The 20115-nt window shown below is 28.3% G+C and carries 19 protein-coding genes and 2 tRNA genes; 12 read left to right on the top strand and 9 right to left on the bottom strand.

Annotation, left to right across the window (positions count from 1 at the left end):
- The first annotated feature begins 80 nt into the window (after positions 1-80).
- The 8 genes from ACXYRR_RS02030 to ACXYRR_RS02065 all read left to right on the top strand — a co-directional run bounded on the left by ACXYRR_RS02030 (position 81) and on the right by ACXYRR_RS02065 (position 7752).
- Entirely contained in the window at positions 81-497 is a 417-nt protein-coding gene (locus tag ACXYRR_RS02030; protein WP_458597571.1) for a hypothetical protein, read from the top strand.
- A gap of 130 nt (positions 498-627) precedes the next feature.
- Positions 628-1308, top strand: a complete 681-nt coding sequence (locus tag ACXYRR_RS02035) for a hypothetical protein (RefSeq protein ID WP_458597572.1) — start codon at positions 628-630, stop codon at positions 1306-1308.
- Positions 1309-1351: 43 nt separating this feature from the next.
- Entirely contained in the window at positions 1352-2350 is a 999-nt protein-coding gene (locus ACXYRR_RS02040; protein WP_435128989.1) for a heat-inducible transcriptional repressor HrcA, read from the top strand.
- A gap of 1 nt (position 2351) precedes the next feature.
- Positions 2352-3200, top strand: coding sequence for a nucleotide exchange factor GrpE (locus ACXYRR_RS02045; protein WP_458597573.1), 849 nt, complete (start codon positions 2352-2354; stop codon positions 3198-3200).
- 76 nt (positions 3201-3276) lie between these two features.
- Positions 3277-5070, top strand: coding sequence for a molecular chaperone DnaK (gene dnaK / locus ACXYRR_RS02050; protein ID WP_435128983.1), 1794 nt, complete (start codon positions 3277-3279; stop codon positions 5068-5070).
- Between the two features lie 140 nt (positions 5071-5210).
- Positions 5211-5999, top strand: a complete 789-nt coding sequence (nadE, locus tag ACXYRR_RS02055) for an NAD(+) synthase (RefSeq protein ID WP_435128981.1) — start codon at positions 5211-5213, stop codon at positions 5997-5999.
- 8 nt (positions 6000-6007) lie between these two features.
- Positions 6008-6733 carry a YebC/PmpR family DNA-binding transcriptional regulator gene (locus tag ACXYRR_RS02060; RefSeq protein WP_458597574.1) on the top strand — a complete coding sequence of 242 codons (726 nt, stop codon included), beginning with the start codon at positions 6008-6010 and terminating at the stop codon, positions 6731-6733.
- On the top strand, positions 6733-7752 hold the full coding sequence (locus ACXYRR_RS02065) for a ZIP family metal transporter (protein WP_458597575.1): 1020 nt from the start codon (positions 6733-6735) through the stop codon (positions 7750-7752). The genes ACXYRR_RS02060 and ACXYRR_RS02065 overlap by 1 nt, the downstream gene beginning before the upstream one ends.
- A 31-nt stretch (positions 7753-7783) precedes the next feature.
- Here ACXYRR_RS02065 and hpt read toward each other — a convergent pair whose 3' ends face one another.
- The 9 genes from hpt to ACXYRR_RS02110 form a co-directional block, all read right to left on the bottom strand.
- Entirely contained in the window at positions 7784-8326 is a 543-nt protein-coding gene (gene hpt, locus ACXYRR_RS02070; protein ID WP_458597576.1) for a hypoxanthine phosphoribosyltransferase, read from the bottom strand.
- 53 nt (positions 8327-8379) lie between these two features.
- A complete protein-coding gene (greA, locus tag ACXYRR_RS02075; protein ID WP_458597577.1) occupies positions 8380-8862 on the bottom strand; it encodes a transcription elongation factor GreA in 483 nt (160 codons plus the stop codon).
- Positions 8852-9556, bottom strand: coding sequence for a BC85_0335 family putative methyltransferase (locus ACXYRR_RS02080; protein ID WP_458597578.1), 705 nt, complete (start codon positions 9554-9556; stop codon positions 8852-8854). Before ACXYRR_RS02080 ends, greA begins: the two co-directional genes overlap by 11 nt.
- Positions 9532-9987, bottom strand: coding sequence for a Holliday junction resolvase RuvX (gene ruvX, locus ACXYRR_RS02085; RefSeq protein ID WP_435128963.1), 456 nt, complete (start codon positions 9985-9987; stop codon positions 9532-9534). The genes ACXYRR_RS02080 and ruvX overlap by 25 nt, the downstream gene beginning before the upstream one ends.
- Positions 9969-12596 carry an alanine--tRNA ligase gene (gene alaS, locus ACXYRR_RS02090; RefSeq protein ID WP_458597579.1) on the bottom strand — a complete coding sequence of 876 codons (2628 nt, stop codon included), beginning with the start codon at positions 12594-12596 and terminating at the stop codon, positions 9969-9971. Before alaS ends, ruvX begins: the two co-directional genes overlap by 19 nt.
- A gap of 8 nt (positions 12597-12604) precedes the next feature.
- Positions 12605-13717 (bottom strand): tRNA 2-thiouridine(34) synthase MnmA, encoded by a 1113-nt coding sequence (mnmA, locus tag ACXYRR_RS02095; protein ID WP_458597580.1) that lies wholly within the window; start codon positions 13715-13717, stop codon positions 12605-12607.
- Between the two features lie 69 nt (positions 13718-13786).
- On the bottom strand, positions 13787-15229 hold the full coding sequence (gene proS, locus ACXYRR_RS02100; protein ID WP_458597581.1) for a proline--tRNA ligase: 1443 nt from the start codon (positions 15227-15229) through the stop codon (positions 13787-13789).
- A 74-nt stretch (positions 15230-15303) separates the two neighbouring features.
- Positions 15304-15378 (bottom strand) — tRNA-Gln (locus ACXYRR_RS02105).
- A gap of 3 nt (positions 15379-15381) precedes the next feature.
- Positions 15382-15465 (bottom strand) — tRNA-Tyr (locus ACXYRR_RS02110).
- Positions 15466-15740: 275 nt separating this feature from the next.
- Here ACXYRR_RS02110 and ACXYRR_RS02115 point away from each other — a divergent pair.
- From ACXYRR_RS02115 to ACXYRR_RS02130, 4 genes are read left to right on the top strand one after another with little or no spacing between them, the layout of a single operon-like run.
- Positions 15741-17360, top strand: coding sequence for an ABC-F family ATP-binding cassette domain-containing protein (locus ACXYRR_RS02115; RefSeq protein ID WP_458597582.1), 1620 nt, complete (start codon positions 15741-15743; stop codon positions 17358-17360).
- A 5-nt stretch (positions 17361-17365) separates the two neighbouring features.
- A complete protein-coding gene (locus ACXYRR_RS02120; RefSeq protein ID WP_458597583.1) occupies positions 17366-18037 on the top strand; it encodes a hypothetical protein in 672 nt (223 codons plus the stop codon).
- A complete protein-coding gene (locus ACXYRR_RS02125) occupies positions 18018-19376 on the top strand; it encodes an HNH endonuclease family protein (RefSeq protein ID WP_458597584.1) in 1359 nt (452 codons plus the stop codon). The genes ACXYRR_RS02120 and ACXYRR_RS02125 overlap by 20 nt, the downstream gene beginning before the upstream one ends.
- A complete protein-coding gene (locus ACXYRR_RS02130) occupies positions 19369-20049 on the top strand; it encodes a 16S rRNA (uracil(1498)-N(3))-methyltransferase (RefSeq protein ID WP_458597585.1) in 681 nt (226 codons plus the stop codon). Before ACXYRR_RS02125 ends, ACXYRR_RS02130 begins: the two co-directional genes overlap by 8 nt.
- Positions 20050-20115: the final 66 nt, after the last annotated feature.

Below are 20115 nucleotides of genomic sequence, written 5' to 3' on the forward strand. Positions count from 1 at the left end.
ACTTTATTTCTTTTATTATATTATTTGTAATAATATTCTTATTCATATCTGAAATTTCTTTTTTATTATCAATGAATTATATGACTTTTTTATCAGGTTATGATAATCAAATAGTTTATTATATTCTTCCTGCTGTTATAATGAGTCTTATAGCATATACACCATATTTTCTAACTGTATATAAACATATTAAATTTTCATTGAAAGCAATAAAACATTTTGATTCAAAATTGAAGAATATAACAATAAACTATGAAAAATGGTTACCAATTGAGTTTAAAAACAACGGATTATTACCGATAAATTATATGCATATTTATTCTTTTTTGATGATATATAACAAAATAGATATTAAAAAAATAAGAAAAGTTTTTAAGGAAAATACATATTATATTCTTGCTTTCTTTATCTACAATATGCATCTGTCAAAACAAACAGAACATCAAAGTTATTATATAGGTATGTATTATAACTATATTAATTATTTCAATAAATAAGGTATAAAATATGATTTTTGTATTTTTTGCAATTAACTCTGTTGTAGATATACTGTTAGTAATTTTTAATATTTATATCATTTTTTATTTTATCTTTTTAAAAAGATTATCTACTTTTTCAATTTATAAGATGCATAAATTAATTAAAATTAATCAAACCATAACTAATGTCATCTTTAAAAAAGGTGCTAATTCTTTTATTAAGTTAATGAAAAAGTTTTATTTTATTTTATTGTTGAATATAATCTTTTGTCTACTTGCTATTATTTTAAATTTTATTTTTTATAATATTATTTATGATAAAAACAGAATAATTTCTAATGCAGTTAATTTTAGTGAAAATTATTCAAATTATAAATTTTCTATTAATTATCTTACATATGCTTACATTCCAGGGGCAGTTGATATTATAATTCCTTTATTATTACTTATTTTTTACACTTTATTATTTAAAAAACAAACAAACCAAATAAAAAATTTGATAAATAGCTTTACTTTTTCCTATTGTAATTATTTTATACCAAAGCCTTTTTTTGAGAATTTAATACAAGTAAAGAAATTTTATTTCGATTATCATAGTATAAATAAAAAAGTTAATTTAGATATACATAATCATAAAGAACAAATACATAATGAAAAAGAAAGATTATATATTTTTTATTTTATCATCTGAGGATATCATTTTGATCAAATAAATAAAGGAAATATTATTTATGATGACTTATATTCTAATTTCATAACAACCTATCAAAAGGTATTTAATGAAGATATAATTTACCAAACATCAGAAAATAAAAATTTAGCAATTTAATTATTTATTTGCTAAATTTTTATTTTTATGCTAGAATATTATTATGATTAAAGAGGAAATAAACAAAGGTCATGAGTTAATTCTAAAGTACACTGTGCTTTTATATATTGAATCAGGTGAGGCAGTAAGTAGTGCAAAACTTATTAAAAGATTTAATGAAATAACTTTTTCACCTGCTAAAATTCGGTATTTAATGAATGATTTAGAAAACAAGGAATTTTTGATAAAACCGCATTTATCTAGTGGTCGCATCCCAACATCAAAAGGACTGAGCTATTATGCAAACTTTTTATCAGAAACATATGAAGAAAAGTTGTTAAGAAAACTTGAAAAGATTTTAGACAAAAAAAGAAATGAAATAGACACAACTATTGAGCAAGCAGCAAAAATTATTTCAGAAATTACTAATTTAACATTAGTTACAACTGATTTATCACAAAAGCATCTGCTCAAAAGCATCGAAATGGTTCCATTAGATCAACATCGAGCCACGATTGTAATGGTAATTTCAAATGGAGAAGTTTTTTCAAAAATAATTACTTTTGATAAAGATGTAAGCATTAATGACTTACGAATTGCGATAAAGATATTTAAAGATCGCCTTATTGATATCCCATTAGATAAGTTAGCAGACCATGTTTTATCACTTGCTGAACCGCTTGCATCACAAATTAAGAATTATCAAAAGGTAATCGATTCATTTATTACTCAGGTTTTTACAGAAAAAATTAATCACATTACTCAAAATAAAGTTTTTGGTAAATCGAATATTATCTTAAGAGATGATATAAATAGAGAGACATTAAATAAGATGTTAGAATTAATCGAAAACTATTCTGTTTGAGATCGCATCGAAGAAAGTGTTGAAAATGATCAAAAACTTAAAATATCAATTAACGATGAACGAACATATATGTCTAAGCGAATCGAAAACAATAGCAATGTCACTGAGGTTTCAGTAATTGGTGCTCAAGCATCTGATTACGATGCAATGAGAACAGCATTAAATGTTTTAGAAATTTTACTAAAGAAAAGAGGTTAATATGTTTAATAAAAAATATAAACATGGAGATAAAATAACAGGTGATTTTCGTCTTTATTTAGATGGTCACCATCAAAAAGAATATGATAAAAATACTACAATTACCTTAGGAAATAATGAATATTTACCAGATTTAGATAAATATATCATTGGTCGTAAATATAAGAAAGTTTTAGAGGTTGAATTTACTTATTCTAAAAAGTTCGATGATCCAAAATTTGCCGGAAAAACAGTTAGGTTAGTAATAACACATGTAAATTCAAACCATATTGTTTCAGATGATAGCATAGTTGAAGAAGGTGGGGTCAAAGAAGAACTTGCAAAACTAAGAGCAGAAGTTTTCCTTTTAAGACAACAAATTGCTCAAAAAGATTTAGATATACTTAAATTACAAACAGAGTTTAAAGAAAAAGCATCGCAGTTATCAAAAAAGGCAGATCAGATGTTACAACAAGAAATTCAAAACCAAAAGCAAAAACTTGAAAACGAACGAAATGATATTAAAAATTATGCTTTGCAATCTTTCTTTGAAGATTTTGTTATTCCTTATAACAACCTTGTAATGGCAGTTAACTTTGGAAGTAATTCAACATCTGAAGAAACTCGTAATTACACAATAGGATTTAATATTGTTTTAAAACAATTTGAAGATGTTTTTTCAAGTAATGGTGTTGAAATAATTAATCCACAACTTGAAACTGAATTTGATCCAAGTTCACAAGCAGTAGTTGATTTTATCGACTCCGATATTGATAATATAGTAAAAAAAGTTACAGCATATGGTTTAAAATTAAACTCACGTTTAATTAAACCTGCATCAGTTATACTGACAAAAAAAATTAGCAATTAAATTCTTTGTTTGCTAAATTATGTTATAATTAATCTATATAACAAACAAAAACAAAAAAACTATTAAGGAGAAAATCATGGCAAAAGAAATTATTTTAGGAATAGATTTAGGAACTACAAATTCAGTAGTTACAATTATGGATGGAAAAAAATCAGTAGTTTTAGAAAACCCTAACGGTAAAAGAACTACTCCATCTGTAGTATCGTTTAAAAACGGAGAGCAAATTGTAGGGGATAATGCTAAACGTCAAGTTGAAACTAACCCAAATACAGTTATCTCTATTAAAAGACTTATGGGAACTGATAAAACAGTTCATGTAAATGGAAGAGACTATAAACCAGAAGAAATTTCAGCAATGATTCTTTCATATATGAAAGAATATGCTGAAGCAAAATTAGGAACAAAAGTTAAAAAAGCAGTTATTACTGTTCCTGCATACTTTGACAATGCACAACGTGAAGCAACTAAAATTGCTGGTAAAATAGCAGGATTAGATGTATTAAGAATTATTAATGAACCTACAGCGGCTGCATTAGCATTCGGTCTTGATAAAGATCATAAAGGAATGAAAGTATTAGTATATGATCTTGGTGGAGGAACATTTGATGTTTCAGTTCTCGAAGTAGAAGATGGAACATTTGATGTATTATCTACCTCAGGTGATAACCACCTAGGTGGAGATGATTGAGATCATGAAATTGTAAACTGATTAACTAAGAAAATTAAAGATGTTTATAAATTTGAAGTTGGAACTGATAAAACTCGTTTAAATCGTCTTAAGGAGGCTGCTGAAAAAGCAAAAATTGATCTTTCTGAGCAAGGACAAGTTACTATTGCAATTCCTTTCTTTGGAATGACAGAAAATGGACCTGTTAATGTTGAATTAAACCTAAAGCGTAGCGAATTCGAAGAAATGACATCACATTTATTAGATCGCACTAGAAAACCAATTGAAGATGCTTTAAAAGAAGCTGGAATTACTGCTAAGGATTTGCATGAAGTATTATTAGTTGGTGGATCAACTCGTATGCCTGCAGTGCAAGATATGGTAAAACGTACCTTAAATAAAGAACCTAACCGTTCAATTAACCCTGATGAAGTCGTTTCAATTGGTGCCGCTATTCAAGGGGCTGTATTGGCAGGTGATATTGATGATATCTTATTATTAGATGTTACACCATTAACCTTAGGAATTGAAACTATGGGAGGTATTGCAACTCCATTAATCAACAGAAATACCACAATTCCTGTAACTAAATCACAAGTATTCTCAACAGCAGCTGATAATCAAACCGAAGTAACAATCCGTGTTGTGCAAGGTGAAAGACAAATGGCATCAGATAATAAGACTTTAGGTCAATTCAATCTTGGTGGAATCGAACCTGCACCTCGTGGAGTACCACAAATTGAAGTAAGTTTTACAATTGATGTTAATGGTATTACAACTGTTACAGCTAAAGATTTAAAAACAAATAAAGATGCAAAAATTACAATCACAAATTCAACAAAACTTTCTGAAGAAGAAATTCAAAGAATGGTTAAAGAAGCAGAAGCAAACAAAGAAGCAGATGCAAAGCGCAAAGAAGAAGTTGAAACCATTGTTCGTGCTGAATCATTAATCGACCAAATTAAAAAGGCAACTGCCGAACAAGGTGATAAAATGGATGAAAAAGCAAAAGCAGAGAGTGAAAAACTTATTAACGAATTACAAGAATTAATTGATAAAAAAGATATTCCTGCATTAAAAACAAAATTAGAATCAGTAGAAAATGTAATGCGTGATTTTGCAAACTATGCAGCACAACAAAATGCTACAAAATCTGAAACAAAAAATTCCGACGAAGACACAGCAACAGTTGTAGAAGACTAAAAATAACCCTATTATGGGTTATTTTTTTTACTTTTAAGTCTAGATAATAGGCTTAAAAGTAATTTTATATTACTATATAGTAATTTTTATATAGAAAAACATATTTTATAATATAATATAACTTATGTAGAAAGGTAAGTATGAGTAAAATTACCAATTATAATGGTTTTGAACATTCTTTTAATGAGCAAAAAGCTTATGAATATATAGATGTTCTAAAAACTTTTTTAAATGATATGTTACAAAAAGCAAATGCAAAAGGATTTGTTGTCGGAATTAGCGGAGGAATTGACTCATCGTTAACATATGCTTTAGCGAAATCTGTAACAGATAATACGATTGGGGTTGTAATACCGGTGCAATCAATGCTACAAGCCGATTTAGCAGATATACAAGCACTTGAACAAAGGTTTAACACAAAGTTTAAAACTATTAAATTAGGTGCTGCATTTAAGGCAATAAGCAAGGAATTAAACCTAGCAAACCCTCTTTCAATCGCTAATATTAAGCCACGTTTAAGAATGACAACTTTATATGCAATAGCACAAGAAAATAATTATTTAGTTTTAGGAACTGATAATGCTGATGAAGTATATATAGGTTACTTTACTAAATACGGTGATGGTGGAGCAGATTTATTACCTATTTGTCAACTAACAAAGGGTGAAGTTGCTTATCTAGCTCAACTTTTAGGTGTACCGGATAGTATTATAAATAAAAAGCCATCAGCTGGTTTATGAGATGGACAAACAGATGAAGGTGAACTCGGTTTTTCATATCGTCAATTAGATTTTTATATAAATCACCTTGATAAACCACAAATTATTAAACAACACTTAACAAAAGATATAATCAACAAAATAGAATATAGACATAAAAATACAGAACATAAAAGACAACCTGTTTTTAAACCAAAACCAGTAGAATAGGAGACATTATGGCAGGACATTCACACTCAGCTAATATTGCGCACCGCAAGGGTGCCCAAGATGCAGCAAGGGGAAAAATTTTCCAAAAACTTTCAAAAGAAATTTTTGTTGCAGCTCAATTAGGACCAGATCCAGATAAAAATCCTACTTTAAAACTTGCTATTTCAAAAGCAAAAGCAAAAAATATGCCAAAAGACAATATCGAAAGAGCAATCGCTAAGGCAGCAGGGAACAAAGATGGTTCATCATATACAGAATTAATTTTTAATGCTACTATTAGTGGTGGTGCTACCTTTATTGTTGTAACTTTATCTGATAATATAAATCGTGTTAAATCGAATATCCAAGCATATTTTAATAAGCAAAATGCAACCTTAGGAAAAACTGGACAGATACCTTTTTCATTTGATAAAAAAGGTATTATCGAATTTAGCAAACAGAATATTTCAGAAGATGATTTAATGCTTATCGCATTAGAAAATGGTGCAGATGATGTACAAAGTAATAATGAAACATTTGTCATCTTAGTGCAACCTGAAAACTTTAGTGAGCTTAAATCTGCACTTGAAACAGAGTTTAAAATCGATAACTTTATCCAATGTGAAGTTACATATATTCCAAATATGTATGTAAATTATGATGCAGAAAAACAAGCAAAATTATTGGATTTTGTTGAAAAATTAAAAGATGACGATGATGTACAAGATGTATTTCATAATGTAGAAATTAACTAATGCAGTGATTAAATAATCTTTATTTAGGTATTAACAACGGGATAAATAACCCTTATTTATCGAAATTTTTATTAAGTTTAATCTTTTTAATTGTTCTTTTAATGGTTCCTATTATCTTATCATTTGTGCTACCGATATTTAAAAAACAAATTCAAAAAACTAAAGTATACTTATATGCTTTTTCAACTGGTTTTTTTATAATACTTGCTTCCTTTGGTTTCTTGCGTGAATCATTAGAAGTTGCTTCGCATCATTCTGAAATATTTGGCGAAGGTACATCAGTATATTATTTATCTAATATTGGTATGGTAGGTGGAGGAATTTTAGTCGGATTAACATTTGCTTTTGTTTTAAAATTTGTTATTTCTTCAAAATTAAACAAACAACTGATGAAGTCAAAAAAACTTAGTGTTTTTGTCCACGAACATAAACATAGCAACAGCGAACATGACCACACCCATAGTCATGAAGAATTTTTAAGCAACCGAGAAGATAAGTTACAACTTGTAGAAAATACTCTACTAGCAAAAACTGAAGGAAAGTTAAAACTTATCGCTCTGCTATTATTACTTACACATCGCATCCCGGAAGGATTATTAATTGGTTATAACCTTTCACAAGTAGCAGCCGATGCATCAAAAGCAAGCGATATTACTGTAGCATACTTTATTTCCTTAATCTTACATCTTATACCCGAAGAAACCATCTTCTACCTTAGATTACGGGATGCAGGATTTTCCCCTTGAAAAGCATTATTTACATCGTTTGCTGGGTTAGGTTTATTTTTACCCTTTATCCTAATTGGTATTTATGGTGGTGATTTTGTAAGTGATCCTCTTAAAAGTCTAATCTATTCAGGTATAGGTGGTATCTTTATTTTTACATCATTAGTTGAATTCTTTCCTGAATTCTATCATGAAATATTTAATAAGAAGAAATGATTTATTACATTATTAATGTTATTTTTAGGAGTTGTTTTTTCAGTTATTATTCTTTCAATCCATTCACACGGACATTAAAAATACGGAAATTTTCCGTTTTTTTTAATGTCTATAAATATTTTTTATCAAATATCCCTATATATGGTAGATTTCTTAGTTTTTCTTTATAATCTAAACCAAAACCAACCAAGAATTCATCCGGAACTTTTATTGCTGAAAAATCTGCTTGCAAATCATTCTTTCGATGAAATGGTTTATCTAACAAAGTCAAAATTCTTAGTGATTTTGGTTTACGTGATAATAAAAGGTTTTGAATTTTTTCTAAAGTAATTCCACTGTCAATGATATCTTCAACAATTAAAACATCTTTATCAAAAATATCTTCTGCTAAGTCCATAATTATTTTTACACTACCTTTGGATTGGCTGCCTCCTGCATAACTACTTGCTGTAATAAAATCAAGCGAATGGTCAACTTCAACATCTTTAATCAATTGTGCTAAAAACGGTATAGAACCCTTTAATAAGCCAACAATAACTAAGTTATCACTTGTTTGGTAAGTTTGATTAATTCATTCTGCACACTTTTTAATTTCTGCTTCCAAAAATTCTTGTGTATATAATATTTCTTTAATGTGTGGGTGTTTGTTCATTTTGTTCTCCTTGTGTTGTATTAAAAAAAGCCGTAGTAAAATACAGCTTAATTTTATAAATGTTCTACATTTATGATTTTTATTGAATATTTATTTGGAGCTTCAATTTCAATAATATCTCCTGGTTTTCTACCAATCATAGCAACTGCTAAAGGACTTGACATTGATACCTTATCTTCAAACGGGTTGGTATCGTGTGATCCGGTAATAGTAACTGATTTTTCCACATTCTTTTCCAGCACCAAAAAGGTTACCAACGAGTTTATTCCAACTGTGTTATCAGATTTATCATGTTTTGATTCGATAATTTGTGCATTATCAAGAATATTTTCAAGTTCGCTTATACGTCCTTCAACAATTCCTTGACGTTCTCTTGCTGCATCATATTCAGCATTTTCAGATAAATCACCTTGAGCACGTGCTTCTTTAAGTGCTTCCTGCACTGCCTTACGTTCAATATTGACTAAATTTTCATATTCTGCTTTATACTCGTCATATTTTTCTTGTGAAAGGTAAATAATGTTTTTATTGTTCATTTGATACTCCTAAATTATCTGTTATTATATCGTTTTTTACAATAAACAAGAATCGATTTGTAATATATGATACTTCATGTTTAATATTTTTATCTTTAAGCTTTTTATCTAACTCTAAAATTTCTGAATTTTTATATTTCTTTAGGTTTATTGCAAGCATACCTTTTGCATTGAGATTTGGATAATGATTTTCATACAAAGTATTAAGGTTCTTATCACTGTTAAAAACTGCCACAAAATCAATATTTTCATTATTATAAGGTAATACTGGTTGCATAAATTGATCTGGAAGTTTTCTACGAACTTCATTATATTTTATAAAATCAAATTCATCTAAGTCGTAATAACCTGCTAATTTGACTTTTTCAACCAAGCAAGCAAATGGGAATAAATCATTCTTAGATATAACTAACAAAGAAGTATATTTATTTATATAAAATGTATTAATTAACCCTTCGATATCTAAATCATCGGCTTTAGATTTAAATTCATCCTTGAGAATGTAAGGGAGTGTACCAATATCATTCCGTAAGGTTTGTATCTGAATTTGTGCTTGTTTTTGTGATTTTTGTACATATTTTTTTCTGATATATCTTGCATAAATTTGTAATCCGATATATATACCTATACCAACCACAAAAATCACAACAGCAGATACTCATAAACCAGTTATTGTTGCTTGCGATAATTCCATTTAATATCCTTTCTTTGTTTATAATAATCTAAATACTCTTGCAAAATTAAAACTGCTGCTATTTTATCTTTATATAATTTTCTTTTTGCTCTTGTATATCCTGCTGAAATTAAAGCTTCGTGAGCTTTCTTAGTTGTATATTGCTCGTTTACAAATAAATAAGGAATATTAAAATTTTCTTCTAGTAATTTTGCAAATTGTTCTACCATTAAGGTTCTTTCGCTTTTTTGACCACTAATTTTAAGTGGGTAACCTAAAATCACACCATCAATTTGGTATTGATTTATATACATTTTTATTTTATTTATAACTGCTTGAAAATCATTTTCATCCATTTTAAAATTTTCTAAACCACTTGCAATAATCTCACTTTCATCAGTTATTGCAAAACCACAGGATTTTGTTCCTAAATCTAAACTGAGTTTTCTCATTTAATACTATATAGCAGTTGTAAAATGTTTTTGTTATCAGAAATTTTTCCCATAGCTAAGATGTTATTTCCTCCACCTCTACCATTTAATTGCTGCATAATTTGCTGTGCAATAAGGTTTGAATTATATTTTTTTGATGCAACAACTAACATTGGATCTATATCAGAAGAAGTTAAAACAACTAAAGCATCTGGATATTTTTCTCGCAATGTTGAAGCAACTATTTTTATTTGTGATTTATCAACTGATGTATTCAAATAAACTTTATGATTGTTAATTTCAACAAACTCCGCTGCATCATAGTCAAAAACAAATGATTCAGTCTGTTTTTTACTTTCTTTTATATAATCATTACGAACTTGCTGTATCTGATTATTTAAATATTCAATTGCTTGTTGTAAATTATTTGGTATCTCAATATCTTTTTTATAATTTGGATTGATTTTTTCAACTTTTTCAATACTTTTATTTAATTCTATAATTAGCATATCCTTTTGTTCATTTAAATATTCATTTACTGTTTCAAATGATGAAATAGCGCGAATCCGGTATACACCAGCCGCTTTCTTTTCAACATTAGTAATTTTAAAATCTTCTAAATTAGCAGTATGTGATAAATGAGTTCCACCACATAAATCGGCTGTAATGCCTTCAAATTTGACTATACGGACTGCTTTTGGGTCCATATATTCAGCTTCTTCTAAGGTCATTATTGCACCAATTTCTTTGGCTTGTTCAGTTGACATAATTAAATAATCACGTTTTGCATCTTGTTTAATATATAAATGAATTAAGTCTTCGATTTCTTTAATTTGAGCTTCTGTAGGTTTTTTATCTGCTGGTAAATCAAATGTTAAGCGCTCTTCATTGTTATCGCTACCAAGTTGTTTAATTTGTGGCCCTAAAACTTTTCTTAGAGCACAAAATAACAAGTGAGTTCCGGAGTGGTTTCTCTCTAAACCACGACGAATTTTTTCATCAACATAGCATTCTATTTCATCGAAACGATTAATTTTACCTTCAACCTTATGAATATGGTTTCCGAACTTATCTTTAAAGACATCTATGATAATTATTTTATTATCATTTTGCAGCATATATCCTCGATCGTGTTTTTGCCCACCACCTGTAGCATAAAATGGAGTTTGCTTTAAAATAACATAACTTATTTTATCAGATGCATCAATTTCTTTTTCTGTATCTAGCAGATGTAAAATAGTGGTTTTAGATTTTGTATCAGTATATCCTATAAATTCATCTTCTTTATTTTTAATTAAGGTTAATGAGTTAATAACTTTATCCATTCCTGAAAGTTTTTTACCACGACTTATTTGACTATGTTTTTCTTTTGCTTGATGATACGAATCCATTTCAATACTTATTCCATCTTGTGCAAGTATTTCAGTTGTTAATTCGATTGGAAATCCATATGTTTCAAATAATTTAAATGCTATTTCACCTGAAAAAATTTTTTGATTTGGCTTTATCTCAGATTTTAATAATAATCTTCCGTTCTCAACTGTTTTTAAGAAATTTTCTTCTTCTTCATAGATAATTTGTACTACTTTTTTGGCATCATATTCATATGGTAAAGTGCTTTTTATAACATCAACTAATTTATATAAAAAAGGTTTATAAATACCTAATTGCATTGCTATATATGCGCTACGACGCACTAAACGACGTAAAATATAACCACGACCTACATTTGATATCTTAGCACCATCGGCAACAGCATTAACAACTGCACGCATATGATCAGCAATTATTTTAAAATAACTATTTATTTTATTTTGCTCAGGTTCTTTGATAAAATAGTTATTTATATCATATCTAAAGTTAGTATATTTTTCTATTTCATAAATTATTGGCAAAAACAAGTCAGTATCATAGTTTGTAGGGGCATCTTGTAAAATTGAAACAATTCTTTCAAAACCTGCACCTGTATCGATATTTTTTTGCTTAAGTTCTGTATAGTTTCCTTCACCATCTGAATTATAAGTAGAAAACACAATATTTCATATTTCTATATAGCGGTCATTTTCAATATCTTGTTTTAAAAGTTCGATGCCACGACTATCATATTTTTGTCCACGATCATAAAATATTTCAGTATTAGGTCCGCAAGGTCCAGATCCTACTTCTCAGAAATTTGTATCTTTTGTCCCTGCTATCAAGTGTTTTTCCGAAATCCCATGACTTAATCACAGATTCTTGGTTTCTAAATCTTCATAATAATATGTAAAATATAACTTTTCTTTTGGTAGTTTTAAATCATTTAATAAAAACTCTATTGCAAATTCAATAGCTTCTTTTTTAAAATAATCCCCTATCGAAAAATTTCCAAGCATTTCAAAAAAAGTATGGTGTCGAGCTGTTACCCCGACATTTTCTATGTCATTAGTTCGAATCGATTTTTGTGAGTTAGTTAAACGTCGAGATTGTGGAATTTTTTTACCTGAAAAATAATCTTTTAAGGTTGCTACACCCGAATTAATTCAAAGTAATGATGGATCATTTTGTGGAATCAAACTTTTTGATTCAACAATATAGTGGTTTTTAGATGCAAAAAAATCTAACCATCTTTGTCTTATTTCTTTTGATTTCATTATGCTCCTTATAAATAATCTAACCTTTTATCTTTATAAAATATTTCATCAATTGTTGCTCCTCCAATGCACTTGTCTCCATCATAAATTACAACATGTTGCCCTGGAGTAACTGCAGAAGATGTTTGAGAATAATGTACTTTTATATGTGTATCACTTAATATTTCAAGTTTTATTGGTATATCTTCTTGACGATATCGAAATTTAGCAGTCAAATTATTTTTATCAAACTCTGTATGATTAAAGGTGTAGTTCGAAGCAATCAAAGCATCCGAAAGCAGTCACTGCATTTGAGTGCTTGGTGCTACATAAATAATGTTTTTTGTTACATCTCTTCCGCAAACATAATAAGGCTGCTCCATCCCACCTAAATTAAGTCCTTTGCGTTGTCCGATTGTATAATAAAAACTTCCTATATGTCTTCCTATTATTTTATTAGTTGTAATATCAACAATATCCCCATCACAAGCAGGAATATAATTTTGTAAAAACTCACCAAAATTACGTTCACCGATAAAGCATATTCCTGTCGAATCTTTTTTATCTGCGGTTGCTAAATCAAGTTTATGAGCAAGCTCCCGAATCTGTGGTTTGGTTAGTTCTGCGAGTGGCATTATAACATTGGTAAGTTGCTCGCTAGTTAATTGTGCTAAAAAATATGTTTGATCTTTATTGGTATCTTTTGCACGATATAAATGTCCGTTTTCAACCTTTGCATAATGTCCCATTGCAATATAATCTGCCTTCAGCTCATTAAAAGCATATTTGGCAAACTTGTCAAATTTAATATATTTATTACATAAAATATCAGGATTCGGTGTACGCCCTTTTTGATATTCTGATATAAAGTTTTCAAAAACATTTTGTCAATACTCTTGCACAAAATCAACTCTATATAGTGGTATTTGTAATTTTAACGCAACTTTTTGAGCATCTAAATAATCTTTTTCTTGTGGACAAATATCACTATTCACATCTTTGTTTCCTAGATAATCGTTATTTACTACACTATCTCAATTGCGCATAAATAAACCTACCACTTCATAACCTTGTTGTTTTAATAAATATGCACAAACTGACGAATCAACACCACCACTCATTCCTAAAACAACTCTTGCCATAAACTCCTTTCATCAAATTATAAAACATTTATAAATATGTAAAAATACTAGACAATTTAGCCTAGTATGCTAATATGCTTTAGCGAAAATTACATAGCGATTGGTGATATTATTACAATCTTCAAAAATGCAGTGATTTCTATTCCCTGGTTTTTTAAACAACTTAATCGGTATACATCTAGTGGTAGCACCTGTTTCTTGTTTAATCAGTCTTTCTGCTTCATCTAAGCAACAAAAAGGAGCATAAACAAATTTTCCTGCTTCAATTTGTTGTTTTAATTCTTGATACGAATCTACATAAACCACATTTTCTTTCAATCGTTTTAATGCAGTTTGATATAAGTTATTATGGATATCGGTTAAAGTTTGTTTTACTGTTGCTTTTATATCAGTTATTTTAACTTGAAATTTTTGCAAAGTATCACGACGAACAAAAGTTACCTCATCGTTTTCTAAATCACGTGGTCCTATTTCAATTCTTAATGGAACACCTTGGATTTCGCTATTAGATGCTTTAAATCCAGGATTTCGATCAGAATTATCTAAATTTACACGGAATTTTTTAGATAACTCATTAAATATGAATTTACCTATAACAGATACTTTTTCAGATTTTTTATTAAATAACTCCAAGATATCAACTTGAATTGGTGCAACAAATGGAGGAATAATAATTCCACGATTATCTCCATGTGTCATAATAAGGGCACCTAACAAACGAGTAGAAACACCTCAGGATGTTTGATAAACATAATCAAGTGTATTTTCTTTATTTTTGAATGTTATTTCATATGGTTTTGAAAAATTTTGTGCTAGATAATGGCTTGTTCCCGCTTGCAAAGCCTTTCCATCTTTCATCATCGCTTCTAGCGTATATGTCGAGCAAGCTCCTGCAAATTTTTCACTTGGTGTTTTCTTACCTACTATTGTAGGGATTGCAAGAAAATTTTTCAAAAATTTTGCATATGTATTTATCATTTCACGAGTAAATTTTCGGGCTTCTAAGGGATCAGAGTGGCAGGTATGTCCTTCTTGTCATAAAAACTCACGTGAACGTAAAAATGGGTTAGTGGTTTTTTCCCAACGCACAACATTGGCTCATTGATTATAAATTATTGGTAAATCATTATAGGAATTTATGCTCTTTTTGAATAAATCTGCAAATAAAACTTCAGATGTTGGACGAATAACAAGTGGTTCATCTAATTCACGATCCCCAACACATGTCACAGTTGCTAATTCAGGATTAAATCCTTCAACATGGTCCTTTTCTCTATCAAACAATGATTTAGGTATTAATAATGGCAAATAAACATTTTTAATTCCTTTAAATCTAAAAATTTTATTTAACTCTTTTTGAATAATTTCCCAAATACCATATGAATTTGGTTTGAAAATAATAGAACCTTTTGAAGGTCCGTATGCGATTAAATTCCCGTTTTTAACTACATCTGTATATCACTTAGCGAAATTTTCTTCTAATGGTGTAATTTTTTCTAATTCACGATTCATATTTTGCTATTATACCACTTTCTCTATGTTTAAATTGTGTGTTTAGTCATAAAAAAACACCCCAAAAGGTGATATGGCTGCCCCAGTTAGATTCGAACTAACGCATGTCGGAACCAAAACCCGATGCCTTACCGCTTGGCTATGGGGCAACATGGTGGGGGGAGAGGGATTCGAACCCCCGAATCGTAAGAAAGTGGGTTACAGCCACCCGCATTTGGCCGCTTTGCTATCCCCCCGAGTTGCTAAGATATTATAACAGTTAATAATTTTTTTCATAATTTATTTTCACTTTTTTATTATCAGATGTAAATTATTAACTATAAAACCATTATTTTGATAATTTTTTAAATTTCTCTTTATCAAAATATAATGTAAAACATTATTTTAGTTTTTTTATATTAAAAAGAAAAATTTAAGATAAAATTAATAAGAGCCGACATCGAGCAATATGCTTAATTGTCACAGCCTTCTTTTGAAGGTTTTTTTAAATTTAGCAAACTAAGGGGTAAAAATGTTAGAGATTCAAAATTTAAGTATGGTTTTTAGTGATAAAAAACTTTTTGAAAATGTTAATTTAAAATTTACTGAAGGAAATACATATGGGGTAATTGGAGCAAATGGTGCTGGTAAATCAACATTTTTAAAAATTATGTCAGGTGAACTAGAAGCTTCTGCAGGACAAATTATAAAAGAAAAAAATAAACGCATTTCTGTTTTATCTCAAGACCACAATGCATATAATAATTATAATGTAACCGATGTTGTAATAATGGGAAATACTGATTTATATGCAGTTTTAGAAGAAAAAAATGCCATTTATGCAAATCCCGATGCAACAATGGATGACTACACAAGAGCCGGTGAACTAGAAGATAAATATGGTGAATTAGGGGGTTGAACAGCCGAAAATGATGCACAAGAATTGTTATCAAATCTTTCAATTCCAAAAGAAAAATGACATGTACCGATGTCACAATTAACAGCTAATCAAAAAATTAAAGTGTTATTGGCAAAAGCATTGTTTGGAAATCCGGATATTTTGATAATGGATGAACCAACTAACCACCTTGATTTACGTTCGATTAAGTGATTAGAAAACTTTTTGACTGATTATCAAAATGTTGTTATCGTTGTTAGTCATGATAGTGATTTTCTTGATGCAATTTGCACTCATATTGTTGATATAGATTATAATGAAGCGAAGATTTATACAGGTAATTATTCATTTTGAAAGCAATCATCTGAATTAGCCCGTGAAATAATGAAACAAAGTAATATTAAAAAAGAAGTACAAATCGAAAAACTTAAAGAATTTATCGCTCGTTTTAGTGCAAATGCTTCAAAATCAAGACAAGCAACAAGTAGAAAAAAAGCACTGGAAAAAATTTCTTTAGATGAAATCAAACCTTCTAATCGCAAATACCCTTATGTTCGTTGAGAAATGAATCGTGATCACGGGAAGCAAATCTTATATGTTGAAAATCTGACTTATAAAAATGAAAATGGTGATGTTTTGTTTGAAAATGTATCATTCACTTTACGTCCTGGTGAAAAAATGGTTATTGTCGGTGATGATGATATTGCTAAAACCAGACTTTTAGAATGTATTATTGGTGAAAGAAAACCATCGAGCGGAACTATAGAATGAGGTCAAACTATAACACCAAGTTATTTCCCTAACGATAACAGTAAATATTTTGATACCAACGAAACCGTTTTAGAATGAATTTCAAAATGACCTTTATTAAATAAAGAAAAAGAGAATAAAGAAAATGACGATGCTCGTATGCGTGGTTTTTTAGGGCGCATGTTATTTAGTAATGATTCAGTATTTAAAAAAGTTTCCGTTACAAGTGGTGGAGAAAAAGCACGTTTAATGTTTTCAAGAATGATGCTTTTAGAATCAAACTTTATTGTTTTAGATCAACCACTTGATCACCTCGATGCAGAAAGCATTGATTCAGTAATAGAAGGAGTTAAAAGTTATAAAGGTGGTGCAATATTCACTACATATAATCGCGCTTTTGTAAATCAATGTGCCGATGTGATTTTAGAGCTTCAATCACCAACAAAAAGTTTTTTATTCCGTGGTAGCCTTGAAGAATACGAAGAAATTATGATGGGTAATTAAAATTTATGAAGATAATAGAAAAAGTGTTAGATAACTTGAAAAACGGTGAAAATCTTTCGCAAAACGTAAATTTTGTGAAAGAATATTTACTTTCTGCAAAAGAAAAAAGTAAAAATGACATTACAAAAGCATTTCGTTATGCAAACGATGATGAATGATATACAACAAAAGAAGATATTAAATTTTTTATTGATAATGCTAAAATTCCCCAAAATAAGGTAATTTGATGTCCGTTTGATTTACCTGATTCAAATTTTGTAACTGTATTTAAAAATAATGGCTATAAAGTTCTTTCATCACACATATATAATAGACAAGATTTTTATAAATATCAACCAGATGAAAATTGAGATATTATCATTAGCAATCCACCATTTAGAAATAAACATAATTTATTAAAAAGACTTCTTGAATTTAACAAACCATGAGCACTGATCTTTGGAATTCAAGCATTAAATAGTGAAAAATTTTGTGATTTTTTACAAAAATTCAAGAGGGTGCAATATGTACATTTAAAACGTAGAATGTGTTTTACAAAGAATTATTTGAACTATGATCATATGAATTTGCAAAGGCCATCATTTGCAAGTATGTGAATTGCTAACGACTTATTCGATAAAGATATCCAGGTATGGAAAGGTGTAGATTACAAAAAAGATGGAAAAGAATATACATAAAAATATAATACAAATTTGTATTTCTGATAAATATTTTGATTCTTTATTTATTCAACTAAAAAATATAGATAGCAAAAAGACACAAAAAGATTTAAAAAGAACCATTTTAGATGAACTTATATATAATAAATTCATTAATAATATTTCTCCAAATAATATCAACTGAATTTTTGAGAAGAAACAATATCAAGGTTTGTTTATTACGAATACCAACACACTTGTTTATTTTAGTCAAAAACTAAACAAAAAATTTAAATTAAAAAGCAGAAACGCTTTTATTAAGCAAAACTCTCTACCTATTATTAAATTATACGAAAACAATCCACAATTCAAGAATATTTACCTTTGTTTAAATCCTTTAGATTGATATTTCTTAAAGTTAAAAAATCAAAAACTTTACATTTCAAATTCTGTAATTCTCGATCTTGAACAACTAATATATATAGATTTTAAAATTAGTTATTCATTTTTAGATTTTATAGATCAGAATATAAAAAATAAAACAGAAAACTTATCTAGAAATCTCTCATTAATTCAGTCTATAAAACAGAAACAATTATCTAGTTTAAAAAATAAACTTAATAAGCCGTTAATTATTGAGTATCAAATGATAAAAAATCACATTTTTATTGATGTTTATGGTAAATTTGATGGTGTCAACAGACAAGACACATTATTGTCATGTAAAATTATTTCAAAATTATCACACCAATTTGAACAAAAAACCTTAAATCTTTGATTGCTAAATGGTGATTCTGTTTCTATGAACATAAAAAAGTATGTGACTTCATTAGGTTTTTCCTTCCAGTATAACACAACCGTAAATGAGCAAACTAACAAATATAATTACGATATAGATAAAACAAAACAATTTTTATTAAGAAATAAAAAATTCCTTAGAGCCAATATATATAAAAAATACAATAATTATATTAATATAGGTGAATGTTTTGCTTGTGATTATAATATTAATGAAAATCTTATAACAGCACATATTTATCGTCATACAGATATTCAAGCAGAGCATCAAAAAAATAATATAAGTATCGATGATGCATTTAATTTAACCACATCAGGTGATAACAGATTTCTTTTGTGTCCAAACCATGATAAAGAATATGAAAAAGGTGTTATTTTTTTCGATCCATTTAGTTTTGCTTTCAAGGTAAATAAACACTTTTTTCTAAAGCATGAAACAAAAAAAATAAATTATGTAGATTCAAAACTAATTAATAAATTTAATAATTTACCAAAAAATGCTTTATCATCTATCTTCAATACAAATTTTATAAATAACATTAACAAACATATAACCAGATTAAAAATTATCAATGAATAGATTTTTTGTTAATTGTAAAGAAGATAATTATTTCATTTTGGATGCAGATGTTTTAAAACATCTTAGTGTGATAAGAATACAAGATAGACACTTCATCTGTGTTTATCAAGAAAAATTTTATGAGTGTGTTTTAGAACATAACAAAGCGAAAATAATAAGGGAACTAAATCTTTTTAATGAACATAAATATAAAGTTGTTTTAGCTTTATCGGTTATTAAATATGAAAGATTTGAATGAGCTTTACAAAAAGCTACTGAATTAGGTGTGGATATTATAATACCGATGCAAACAGAATTTACTAATAGGGAGTTAATTAACCATTCTAAATTTCAAAAGAGAATTCCTAGATTTAAAAGCATCATCAAAAATGCTGCAGAACAATCTTTTAGAAATAAAATTCCCGAATTATTACAGTTACAAACTTTTGACCAAGTGATTACATACCAAGTTGATAATAAAATTTTAGCGCATGAAAAGGTTGATTTTCAAATTAAAATAAACCAACCTATATCAGAAAATACTTTATTTTTTGTTGGTCCTGAAGGTGGTTTTAGTGACAAAGAAGTAACAAAAGCCATGGATAATAACATCAAAATAGTTTCACTTGGAAAAAGAATTTTAAGAGCAGAAACTGCTGCAATTTTCATGTTATCACAGCTTGAAATTGACTAATTCATATATATACAAGTCGAATTTAGCATAAAAATTTAAACTTCTTAAATTCGTGTTATATTAATT

The sequence above is a fragment of the Mycoplasma sp. 246B genome, assembly GCF_054353935.1.